The sequence below is a fragment of the Variovorax paradoxus genome, assembly GCF_040544635.1.
Classification (GTDB): Bacteria; Pseudomonadota; Gammaproteobacteria; order Burkholderiales; family Burkholderiaceae_C; genus Variovorax; species Variovorax paradoxus_R.
Map to the genome: position 1 here is coordinate 38,611 of NZ_JBEPKJ010000022.1, position 11,677 is coordinate 50,287.

Annotated in this window: 9 protein-coding genes and 1 tRNA gene; 7 read left to right on the forward strand and 3 right to left on the reverse strand. The window is 66.9% G+C overall.

Translation table 11 applies throughout. From position 1 onward, the window contains the following. Positions 1–58 precede the first annotated feature (58 nt). Positions 59–1,897: a sensor histidine kinase gene (locus ABIC94_RS26935; RefSeq protein ID WP_354376102.1), complete on the forward strand. Its 1,839-nt coding sequence runs from the start codon at positions 59–61 to the stop codon at positions 1,895–1,897. Further along, a complete protein-coding gene (locus ABIC94_RS26940; RefSeq protein WP_354376103.1) occupies positions 1,894–3,255 on the forward strand; it encodes a sigma-54-dependent transcriptional regulator in 1,362 nt (453 codons plus the stop codon). The genes ABIC94_RS26935 and ABIC94_RS26940 overlap by 4 nt, the downstream gene beginning before the upstream one ends. A gap of 47 nt (positions 3,256–3,302) precedes the next feature. On the opposite strand, the gene ABIC94_RS26945 is transcribed toward ABIC94_RS26940, so the two are convergent. Beyond that, a tRNA-Arg gene (locus tag ABIC94_RS26945) sits at positions 3,303–3,379 on the reverse strand. Positions 3,380–3,685: 306 nt separating this feature from the next. On the opposite strand from ABIC94_RS26945, the gene ABIC94_RS26950 reads away from it, so the two are divergent. From ABIC94_RS26950 to ABIC94_RS26965, 4 genes are all read left to right on the forward strand, one after another. Continuing rightward, on the forward strand, positions 3,686–4,216 hold the full coding sequence (locus ABIC94_RS26950) for a Csu type fimbrial protein (protein WP_354376104.1): 531 nt from the start codon (positions 3,686–3,688) through the stop codon (positions 4,214–4,216). Between the two features lie 21 nt (positions 4,217–4,237). Next, the gene (locus tag ABIC94_RS26955) at positions 4,238–5,044 is read left to right on the forward strand and encodes a fimbrial biogenesis chaperone (RefSeq protein ID WP_354376105.1); all 807 of its coding nucleotides are present in this window, start codon (positions 4,238–4,240) and stop codon (positions 5,042–5,044) included. A gap of 175 nt (positions 5,045–5,219) precedes the next feature. Beyond that, on the forward strand, positions 5,220–7,460 hold the full coding sequence (locus ABIC94_RS26960) for a fimbria/pilus outer membrane usher protein (RefSeq protein ID WP_354376106.1): 2,241 nt from the start codon (positions 5,220–5,222) through the stop codon (positions 7,458–7,460). Beyond that, positions 7,424–7,942 carry a Csu type fimbrial protein gene (locus ABIC94_RS26965; protein WP_354376107.1) on the forward strand — a complete coding sequence of 173 codons (519 nt, stop codon included), beginning with the start codon at positions 7,424–7,426 and terminating at the stop codon, positions 7,940–7,942. Before ABIC94_RS26960 ends, ABIC94_RS26965 begins: the two co-directional genes overlap by 37 nt. A 27-nt stretch (positions 7,943–7,969) precedes the next feature. On the opposite strand, the gene ABIC94_RS26970 is transcribed toward ABIC94_RS26965, so the two are convergent. Together ABIC94_RS26970 and ABIC94_RS26975 are read right to left on the reverse strand one after the other, a co-directional pair. Beyond that, a complete protein-coding gene (locus ABIC94_RS26970; RefSeq protein ID WP_354376108.1) occupies positions 7,970–8,863 on the reverse strand; it encodes an arginase family protein in 894 nt (297 codons plus the stop codon). A 110-nt stretch (positions 8,864–8,973) separates the two neighbouring features. Further along, positions 8,974–9,243 (reverse strand): hypothetical protein, encoded by a 270-nt coding sequence (locus ABIC94_RS26975; RefSeq protein WP_354376109.1) that lies wholly within the window; start codon positions 9,241–9,243, stop codon positions 8,974–8,976. A gap of 385 nt (positions 9,244–9,628) precedes the next feature. Between ABIC94_RS26975 and ABIC94_RS26980 the strand changes: the two genes are divergently transcribed. Continuing rightward, the coding region (locus ABIC94_RS26980; protein WP_354376110.1) for an autotransporter-associated beta strand repeat-containing protein at positions 9,629–11,677 on the forward strand (2,049 nt) is incomplete at its 3' end.

Sequence of the window (11,677 nt, forward strand, 5' to 3'; positions counted from 1 at the left end):
TGCACGCCACCGGGCTGCCACTGATGCGGCCTTCGCGGCCTTGTGCAATAACGGGTTCATGACTTCACGGGAGCCGGCACTGCGCCTGGATTTACCTTCTTCTCACGCGCCCAGGCGCTGGCGCGGCCTGCCGCGCTGGCTCGGCGCATTGGCGCTGGTGGCCGTGGCCGCTTTCGCCGGCCACCATGTCGCGATGCAGACGGGCCTTGCGCGCCTGCGCGACGCGGCCGACCACCGCCTGGACATGCTCGCCACCGGCCTGGACGCCGACCTGGCCCGCTTCGAGTATTTGCCCGCGCTGCTGGAGATGACGCCCATCGTCCCGGCGCTGCTCGGCACGCCTACGGACAGCTCGCTGCGCGAGGCGGTCAACCGCTACCTGAACGGCGTCAATGCCACGGCGGGCGCCGAGATGCTCTATGTGCTGGACGCCGGCGGCACCTCGCTCGCGGCCTCCGACTGGGACCGCCCCGGTACCACCGTCGGCCAGGACCTGTCGTTCCGCCCCTACGTGATCGATGCGCTGGGGCAGGGCAGGGGCCGGTTCTACGGCGTGGGCATCACCAGCCGCAAGCCCGGCTATTACCTTTCGTACGCGCTGCGCCGCGACCAGCCGACGCGCGGCGTGGTGGCCGTCAAGGTCAACCTGGAGGAGGCCGAGCGCGCCTGGCGCAAGCTCCCGGGCGACGTGGTGCTGATCGACCAGCGCGGCGTGGTGATTCTCTCCACCCGCGAGGACATCAAGTTCCGCCCGATGCTGCCGCTGGACGGCCTGCAGCGCGCCGAAGTGCAGCGCTCGCGGCCCTACGGCGAAGCCGCGCTGCTGCCGTTGCAATGGGTGCAGAAGGAGGCGCTGGCGCGCGACGTGCAGGTCATCATGCTCGACGGCGTGGACCAGCTTGCCTCCACGCGCAAGCTGCGCGGCGCGCCGTGGCAGCTGGTGGTGCTCGACGACCTGGCGCCGCTTCGTGTGGGCGCACGCAATGCGGCCATCACCGCGAGCCTGGCGATGGCGGTGCTGCTGCTGATCGCCGTCACGCTGTGGCAGCGCCGCCGCGCCGTGCGGCAGAAGCTGGCCAACCAGGCTGCGCTGCAGGCCGCGCACGACACCCTCGAATCGACCGTGGTTGCGCGCACCGAGCAGTTGCGCGCCACCCAGGGCGAGCTGGTGCATGCCGGCAAGATGGCGGCGCTGGGCCAGATGTCCGCCGGCGTGGTGCACGAGCTCAACCAGCCGCTCACCGCGATGCGTACGCTCTCGGAGAGCGCTGCCATCCTGCTCGACAAGAGCCGCCTGGACGACGTGCGCGGCAACCTGCAGCGCATTCGCGGCATGGTCGACCGCCTTGCCCGCCTGACCTCGCAACTCAAGACCTTCGCGCACAAGAGCGAACTGCCGCTTGCGGCGGTGCCGATGGTGCGGGCCGTGGCCGACGCGCAGGTCATCGTGGCCGAGGCCACGAAGAAGAACGGCATTGCCATCGAGGTCGACGTGCAGCCCGCGGCGCTGAGCGTCATGGCCGAGGAGGCCGCGCTCGGCAGCGTGCTCGTCAACCTGATGCGCAACGCCATCGACGCGATGCAAGAGTCGCCCCGGCGCACGCTGCGGCTCGAGGCCAGGCCGCAGGAGGGCCGCGTGATCCTGCGCGTGAGCGACACCGGTCCGGGCATTCCGCCCGACATCCTGCCGCGCCTGTTCGAGCCCTTCGTCACCAGCAAGCCGGCGGGCACGGGCCTGGGCCTCGGGCTCGTGATCTCGGCACAATTGGTGCGGGCCATGGACGGCACGCTGCGCGCGGCCAACCTGCCCGACGGCGGCGCCTGTTTCGTTGTCGACCTGCCTGCCGCCGTGCAGAACATTCTTATTCCCACCCCCACAGGAGTGATCAACAAGTGAGCGAAGCCCCTGCCATCCGGGTGATGCTGGTCGAGGACGACGAAGACGTCCGCATCAGCACAACCCAGGTGCTGACCCTGGCCGGTTTCGAGGTCGAATCCTTTCCGAGCGTCGAGCGCGCACGCGGCCACATCAGTTTCGGCGTGCCGGCCATCGTGGTCTGCGACGTGCGCCTGCCGGGCCTGAGCGGCACCGAATGGCTGCGCGAACTGCATGCGGCCGATGCCGAGCTGCCCGTGATCCTGGTCACCGGCCATGGCCATATCGCGATGGCGGTGCAGGCCATGCGCGAGGGCGCCTACGACTTCATCGAAAAGCCCTTCAGCTCCGAGCGCCTGGTGGCCATCGTGCGCCATGCCATCGAGCGCCGGCAGCTCTCGCTGCAGGTGCGCGTGCTGCGCGATGCGCTGGAAAACTGGAACGGCATCCAGTCGGTGCTGATCGGCCGCTCCGCGCAGATGCAGCTGGTGCGCCGCACCGTCATGACGCTGGCCGAGACCTCGGCCGACGTGCTGATCTACGGCGAAACCGGTACCGGCAAGGAGCTCGTCGCCCGCTGCCTGCACGAGCACAGCGAACGACGCCGCCAGCATTTCGTGCCGCTCAACTGCGGCGGCCTGCCCGAGGCGCTGGCCGAGAGCGAACTCTTCGGCCACGAGGCCGGCGCCTTCACCAGCGCCAACCGCGTGCGCGTGGGCAAGTTCGAATACGCCAACGGCGGCACGCTTTTTCTCGACGAGATCGAGAGCATGCCGATGCAGGTGCAGATCAAGTTGCTGCGCGCGCTGCAGGAGCGCAGCATCGAGCGCATCGGCTCCAACAAGGCCATTGCCTTCGACTGCCGCGTGGTGGCCGCGAGCAAGGACGACCTGAAGGAAATGAGTGACCGCCAGAAATTCAGGGCCGACCTGTACTACCGCCTGGGCGTGGCCTTCATCGAGCTGCCACCGCTGCGGGAGCGCCGCGAAGACATTCCGCTCTTGTTCGAGCACTTCACGCTGCTGGCCGCGAGCCGCTACGAGCGCGCGGCGCCGCTGCTCACCAACGCCCAGCTGGCCGACCTGATGGCCTATGCCTGGCCCGGCAATGTGCGCGAGCTGCGCAACGTGGCCGACCGTTTCGTGCTGGGCCTGCTCGGCGAGCGCCTCACGCAGGCGCGAGGCACCGGCGAAGGCCTGCCCGCATTGCCGCACGCGCTGCCGCAGCAGGTCGAGGCCTTCGAGCGCGCAGTGATCGTCGAGGCGCTGCGCAAGCACCAGGGCGACCAGCCCGCCACAGCCGGCAGCCTTTCCATCGCGCGGCAGACCTTGCATGACAAGTTGCGCAAGTTCGGCATCGCGGCGGATGAGTTCAAGTGAAGGGGGCCGGCTCACAAGGCAGCGTGAAGCTGCGTGAAATGAGGGATTGGCCTGCCCGGAGGGGATCGAACCCCCGACAACCTGCTTAGAAGGCAGGTGCTCTATCCAACTGAGCTACGGGCAGATTCCGGTGGCGCGGAAACGTCGTTAGAAGAAGGAGTTTAGCGCGTCGCGCTGGTCTTCTTCGCGCGCTTGTGCCGGACACAGGGTCGGCGGTCTGCGTCTGCTTTTCAGCAACATCTCGGAATCGAAGATGCCTTGGCCGATAAATCCTCATTCAGCACGGCAGCAGCGCCATCGGCTTGCGCCGCATCAAGGGAAACCAATTGTTTATTTCTTTTGTGGCGACGACGGCACGACATGCCTTTACCCCTCAGACTGGGCGCAACGGCGGCGTTCTGACCGAGCACGTTCAATGGAGGAAACTTCCATGCAACGGATACCCTCGCTTTTCCCCTGCACCGTGGGTGCTGCGGCGCTCGCCTTGTTGGCTGTTCTACCCCTTCAATCCGCGCAAGCCGCCGTGGCGACCGCCACGTTCCAGGTGACGGCCACCGTGCTGAAGGCCTGTCTCGTGTCGACACCCGCCACGCTGGCCTTTGGCAGCTACACCCCGTCGACCGGGACAGTGGCCACCGGCACAACGGCGTTCAATGTCACCTGCACTTTTGGCACGACGTACTCGGTGGGCCTGAGTCCCGGCGCCAGCTCGGGTGCGACGGTGAGCACGCGCAAGATGACGAGCCCGACAGCTCCCGCAGGCAACGAAACCCTGTCGTACGCGCTCTTCAAGGAAAGCGCGATGACCACCAATTGGGACGACAGCACGGCCGGCACGGGCTACACGGCCACCGGCCTGCCGCAGCCGTACACCATCTACGGTGCGATCCCCATCGGCCAATACAGCGCCTCTCCCCAGGTGGACTACGCCGACACCATCACGCTCACGTTGACCTATTGAGGCCGACGACATCGGCGCCGAATGGGTCCACCACTGCTCCCCCGCATAGCGGCATTGCTGCCCTGGGTGCTGGCGGTGATGGGGGCAGCGGCCGGTGCAGTTCAGGCTGCGAGCCTCTATGTCGCGCCGGTGCGCGTGGTGCTGACACCATCGCGTCCCGTTGCGTCCCTCACGCTGGGCAGCGGCGAAGAAGAGGGCGAGGTCGCGGTCCAGGCGGAGGTGATGGCCTGGTCGCAGGAGAACGGGCAGGACATCTATCAGCCCACGCGCGAGGTGCTGGTCAACCCCTCGATCTTTCGCCTGTCCCCCGGCGCGCAGCAGATCGTGCGGCTCGGCCTTCAGGTTCCGGCGGCCGACACCGAGCGCAGCTACCGCATCTTCTTCCAGCAGTTGCCGCGTGACCAGGCGCTCCCGCGGGACGGGAAGGGCGGCGGGCAATTGCAGACGCTGTTGCGTCTTGCCGTGCCGATCTTTGTACCGCCCGCAGGCGCATCGCGCCAGGACGCGGAATGGCGCCTGCAGCGTGCGTCCTCCTCCTCCTCCTCGGCGGCACCCGGAGGTTCCGGCCACGTCCTGACCATCGACAACCGCGGCACGGATCATTTGCAGTTGACGCAGATCCTCGTGCGGCGCGAAGGTGGCGCCGAACTGCTGCGAAAGAACATGTCCCTCTATGTGTTGCCGGGCCGGTCGGCCGACGTGGCGTTGAACCTGCCCCTGCTGGCCCCTGGCAGCAGCCTCCAGATCGATGCCGCCAGCGATGCGCCCACCGCATTGCCGGCGGCCACCGTGCACATTCCCCGTGCCGACACCGCACCACGCCAGTGATGAGACCTCTGGGTTGCAACTGCTGCCTATGCCTTGTCACCCCGCTCGGGGCAAGCTGAGCCTTCTTGCGCGCCCATCGGCGGCACTCGGCCTTTGCGCGTGCTGCAGTTGCCTCGCCGTTCAGATCGCCGGTGCACAGACCATTGCCCCGGATCCCGCGGAAGATGCACAGCCTGTGATCCTGGACGTGCGCATCAACGGACAGCCACAAGAGGCGATGCGCCCCATCCGCCGCCGTGGCGCGCAGTTGCTGTTCGGGCGCCCGGACCTCGAGGCCTGGCAACTGGTCATACCGGATGCGCCCGCCATGCGGATCGACGGCATCGACTACTACGACTTGCGCCGCATCACGGGCCTCAAGGTGACGCTGGACGAGCGCACCCAGACCGCGAACCTGCAAGTACCGCCCGAGGCCTTCACTGCCGGCGCGACAGGGGCGCGAACCGCACCGCGCGTGCCCCTGTCCGAGGCCGCCCTGGGCGCCTTCCTCAACTATGACGTCGCGTTGCAGCACGACCGCCAGGGCACCCGGGCCTCGGGCTATTTCGATGCGGCAGTGTCAGGCGCCTGGGGAGTGATGACCAGCAACTTCGTGCTCGGCCAGTCTTCGCTCGGGGGTGCCCATGGCGCGACCCGGCTCGACACCTACTACCGATACGACGACCCCGAGCGCCTGACGCGGCTGACCGTGGGCGACTCGATCACGCAAGGCGCCGTATGGTCCACGCCGTTTCGTTTCGGCGGCGTGCAGTTCGGCACCCGTTTCAGCCTGCAGCCGGGCTTTATCAGCTATCCGACGCCGACGCTGCGTGGCGGCTCGGCCGTTCCTTCGGCGGTGGAGGTGTATGTCAACGACACGCTGCGCTACCAGGACAAGGTGAATGCCGGGCCGTTCGCGATCAGCGATGTGCCGGTGTTGACGGGCGCGGGCGAAATGCGTTTTGCGGTGACTGATGCGCTCGGCGTGCGCCGTACGGTCACGACGCCGTACTACGTGAGTTCGAGTCTGCTGCGTGCCGGCCTGTCTGACTACGCGATCGCAGTGGGCTGGAATCGCCTGCGCTATGGCGAGCGCAGCTTCGACTACGGACGACCCTTCGTGTCGGGCAACTGGCGCAAGGGGCTGGATGACACGGCCACCGTCGAATTGCATGCCGAAGCGGGTGCGCGCAGCCAGACCGCCGGGGGCGGCCTGAGCTGGGTGTGGGCCCCGATCGGTGGATTCGGCCTGCACGGCGCGGCCAGCAGCTCGTCGGATGGTGGGCAGGGCGCGCTGGCGCGCGCCTCTTTCACGCGCACGAGCAACGACTGGAACTTCTCCGCCAGCCGCCAGGTGGCGAGCCGGGACTTCACCCAGATCGGCTGGCAGGACAGCAAGGTGCACGTCACCGGCCAAAGCCAGGTCTTTGCGGGACGCTCGCTGGGAAAGTTCGGAACGCTCGGCGCCAGCTATACGCTGCTGCGCTACAACGCCGGCGAGCGCGTCGGCGTGTTGACAGCCAGCTGGTCGCTGGCCGTCGCCGGCAACGCGTGGCTGAGCACTTATGCGGCGCGCACCAGCCAGAATGCCACTCGTTCAGCCACCACCGTCGGCGTGACGCTGACCGTGCCGCTCGGCGAACGCCGCAACCTCTCGGTCTCGACGCAGCGCAGCGATGGACGCAATACGACTATCGCCGAAATCAACCAGTCGCCGCCCAGCGATGCCGGCTACGGCTATCGGCTGCTGGTGTCGCGCGGCGAACTCCAGCGGACGGAGGCAAGCGTCGATTGGCTCGGCCGCTACGGCATCGTCACGGCCGAAGCCGCACGCCTGGGCGGCGAGACGGGTCTGCGCCTGCGCGCCAGCGGCGCAGTGGGCTATACGCAAGGGCTTGCGTTCGCAACCCGCCAGTCCGACGACGCCTTCGCGCTGGTCACCGTGCCGGGCGCGCCGGGCATCAAGGTCTACCGCGAGAACCAGCCCTGGACCACCACCGATGCGGAAGGAAGGGCCATCGTGACCGGCCTGCGCGCCTACGAATCGAACCGGATCGGCATCGACAGCACCGACCTGCCCATCGAGGCGCAGGTGCGCAGCGACACCGTCCAGGTGGTCCCGCGCTACAAGGGCGTTGCGATCGCGGGCTTCGATATTTCCCACGACACGCAGGTGCTCGCGATCGTCCGCCTGGCCGACGGGCGGCCGTTGCCACCGGGCATCGACATCTGGAGCAGCACGCGCGCCACATCGCTCATCTCCGGCTACGGGGGCGCGGTGTCCATCGAGCGACCGCAGGCCGGCGAACAGTTCGAAGCGCGCTGGCGTGGCGGGCAATGCCGCTTCACGCTGGGCCCCGTGCTCCCCAAGAGCATCCTGCCCGGCCTTGGACCCTACACATGCGAACCGATCGCCGCAGCCCCGTCGCCCCGTTGAAGCGCCGCATCCGCAACGTGGCGCTGGCAGCGGCCATGCTGTCGGCGGCCGGCGCGGCGCAGGCCGGGACCGGGCAGACCTGCAATCTTCTTCTGTGCGTGACCGTCATTGCGGGCGACCTTGCCTTCGGCAACTACGCGCCGCTGAGCGCCTTGGTGACCGACAGCACGTCGACGATCACGATACAGGCACGCCTGATCCTGGGGTTGGTGCCAACCGCGATCAGCTACACCGTCGGCCTGGGGACGGGCGCCGGAACGGTCGCGCAGCGCAGGATGACCTCGGGCGCCAACGGCCTGAACTACAACCTGTACACCGATGCTGCGCGTGGCACGGTCTGGGGTGCGAGCAGTGTCTCGGGGGGCACGAGCGGTGTTACGGGCAACGCTTCGCACACCGTCTACGGGCGCATTCCCGCCAGCCAGACCACGGTAGTGCCCGGCACCTACGCAGACACGATCGTCGTGACCGTCACCTTCTGAGCGGTCTGTTCTGGGCGGCTGTGTTCATCAGGACGCCGCTGTTCCAAGCGCTGCGGCCAGTACGTCTGCCAGGCCGCGCCCGGCGCTGCCGTCCTCGTCAAGGCGCGGGTTGTAGATGGTGATCTCGAGGCCGACGGCCTTGCCGCTCGCCAAGGCAATCCGAAGCGCGGTTCCCAGTTCGTCCCGCGACAACCCGTCCGGCACGCGGAAATCGACAGCCGGCATGATGGCGTCGTCGAGGCAATCGGCATCGAGATGGATGAAGAAGCCGTCCAACTCATCTCGCGTCAGGTGGTCGACCGCTTGGCGAGCCGCGGCCTCGATGCCCATCGCGCGCACGGCGGGAAGGTCGATCGCCTTGAGCTCTTTGGGGAGCGGCTGGCTTCCGTACGCCTCCTGATCCTTGTGATCGCGATACGCGAACGCGACGGCGTCTTCGGGGCGGACCAGAGGACCGCGGCCTTCAATGTCGGTCAGGAGCGAGGGGCCGTAGCCGGTGACGAGGGCAAGGTCCATCGAGGCGCCCTCACCATTGGGTTCCGCCTCGGGCTGGAAGAAATCGGCGTTGCCGTCGATGAAGAACAGGCCGTAACGGCCACGACGTCGAAACGCGAGCATCGAGCCCAGCACGATCGTGCAGTCGCCGCCCAGCACGACCGGGAATTCGCGCGCGTCAAGCACCGCTTCGACCGCGTCGGCGAAGCGGGGCGACCACGCCGCAATGGCCCTGGCATTCAGGATGCCGGTTTCGGGGTCGGGCGCAGGATCCTTCGCAGGCACTGCCAGCCGCGCGGCGCGCCGCGCGTGGATGCGCTGCGCAAGACCGAGTTCCAGCAGCCGGTCGGGCAAGCGCTCCACGCCGTCCGTCGCCAGGCCCAACGTGGAAGGGGCTTCGAGAATTGCATAGGGAAGTGTCGGCATGGCGCCTCCGTCAGCGATTATCTTTTGCGGAGCAGGTCACTGCCTCGATTCTGTGACCATCTCGGCGCTCGGCTACCGCCCACACCCAAGGAGTTCGAATCCCGACTTGCTCAGCAGGCGGCTGGGTTCGGATGGCGAGTCAAGCTTGCGGCGGTCTCTTGAAGAACCAGTTGGCGATCCGGGTCGTCGCTCACGTACGGGCTTGAAAGCAACTGGGCCATCAATTGATCGAAATGATGCCTGACGGTTTCGGGGGCAGGGTGTGCCATGTACATCGCGCGCAGCATCGAAACGATCGCGCTGATCTGCGCGCCGAACACTTCGGATTCGCCGATGCGCCCTGCCGCCTCAGAAGCAGGCCATTGATTTTCCAGGGTCATGTTGATGCCGCCGTTCGCGGCCCTGATACGTGGGGGCTGGCGCTGTTCCGTTGTCGCTTTTGGCGCAGAGCAGACAGCCAGCGATCTAAAAAGTAGAACAAAGGAACTACATTTTAGTTCAATTAGCGCCTGGAGACCCCGCAAACCCTGTCAGAACGCCCCCGAGTGTGGGGGCGAGTACTAAATCGCGCCTCTTTTGTGAACTAGTTAATGGAACGCGAACTGAAGTTAACAATGGTTAGCGAAAACCCATAGCTTGTTACATAAGCTCGCGCGCTCACGCTCGGCGCTGCGGCACAGAGGGCTTGTCCGGCAAAGGCCGTACATCCTGATCTTGGCTGGCTCAGCGCCGTTACACCGCGGCGGCGGACCAACCAGGAACATCATGAACAAAGTTTTTCGCATTGTGTGGAATGACGCGCTCGCGGCATGGACAGTCGTCTCGGAGTTGAGCCGAGGTCACGCAAAGGCCAGCAGCGCCGCCAGCACGGCAGGCGCAGCGGTGGCCCTGGCTTTGGCGACCTTGTCCATGCCCGCAGCGGCGGATTGTGTGGCTGCGGGTGCGGCCATCACCTGCAGCACGACAGGTGGAACGCAGGGCACGACCGTCGGTACCGGAGCCGCCACGGCCGACAACACCTCGGTGGATGTCCAGCCAGATGCGGAGATCAGGACGGGCAACAGCACCGCGATCAGCCTTGGCAACAATGCCGTCATCACGGTTCGCGGCGGTGCCACGGTCCAGAACATTTCCACCGGCGCAGACAGCCCTTACGGTGGCAGCATCGGTGCCAATACGATCGAGTTCAACAACAACAGCACCCTCACCATCGAGCAGGGCGCCAACGTCTTCGCCGATGGAACTGCCGGCAATTCGGAGGCGGTCAATCCTCTTGGTAGCGGCAACACGATCATCAATCACGGCACCGTGCGGTCGACCCATGCGGCGATCTGGTTCCAGGCGAACTCGGGCAACAACACCATCCTCAACACCGGCAGGATGGAAGCGGGCTTTGAGGATGGCAAGAGCAACCCCGGCATCGCGACGGTGTTCGGCGCCAACGGCACCTCGGCCGTCGATTTCACCAACAAGGGCAGCGTCATCGGATCGCTCAACTTCGCCAACGGAAACGATGCGTTGCATGCCTTCACGGGCTCGTCGATCACCGGCAACATCTCTGGCGGAGGCGGTGCCAACCTGCTCACACTCGAGAGCGAAGATGGCGCCGCATCGACCTTTGCGCCCCTCTCCCTGGCCGGCTTCCAGACACTGCAGAGCAATGCCGGCATCTGGACCTTCAATGTCGCGCTGCCGGCGTCGGGCATCACCAGCACGACCGTGAATGGCGGCACCCTGATTCTGGGCGCCGATGCCAGCGCCTACACGGGCACCATGAATGTCGAGGCGCAGGGCACCCTGCAAAGCACGGCGGAGTTCGCGCCCCTGGCGATCGGCAATGCAGGGCTCGTGCGCTTCGCGCAGCCGGCCGACGCAACGTATACCGGGCTTGTCACCGGCTCCGGCGGCATCGAAAAGACCGGCGCGGGCGTCCTCACGCTGACCGCGGACCAGGCCTTCACCGGTCTCACCACCATTTCTGCGGGAACGCTGCAGCTCGGCAGTGGCGGCACCACCGGCAGCATCGTGGGCGATGTGTTGAACAACGCGACGCTGGTCGTCAACCGCTCGGATGCGCTGCTGCTCTCGGGCACCATCAGCGGCACGGGCTCGCTCGTGAAACAAGGCGCGGGCACCACGACGCTGACCGCGGCCAACAGCTATGGCGGCGGCACCGCGCTCAAGCAGGGCCGATTGAACGTCGGCAACAACCTGGCGCTGGGCACCGGCACGCTGGCAATGGACGACGGCACCACGCTCGGCTTTGTTGCCGACGGCCTGAACCTCGCCAACGCCATTGAGTTGACGGGCAACAACGATCCGATCATCGACACCGGCGCCTTCAGTGAAACGCTCAGCGGCAACATCAGCGGCGGCGGCTTCATCACCAAGCTGGGCAGCGGCACGCTCACGCTCTCGGGCGCCAACACCCACACCGGCGCGACCAATGTGGCTGAAGGCACGCTGAGGGCTGGTGCCACCGGCACCTTCAGCGCGGCCTCGGCACACACCGTGGCAAGCGGTGCCACGCTCGACCTCGCAGGCTTCAGCCAGACGGTCGCATCGCTCGCCAACAGCGGTACGGTCTCGACGGTGGGCACCACTCCGGGCACCACCCTCACTGTCAACGGCGCCTACGTGGGCAACAACGGCGTGTTGCGGCTGGGCACTTTCCTGGGCGACAGCTCCAGCGTGAGCGACCGGCTGGTGCTCGACGGGGCGAGCGCCTCGGCCAGCGGCAAGACCAGCGTACAGATCACCCAGCTTGGCGGCCTGGGCGCGCTGACCACCGGCAACGGCATCGAGGTGGTCTCG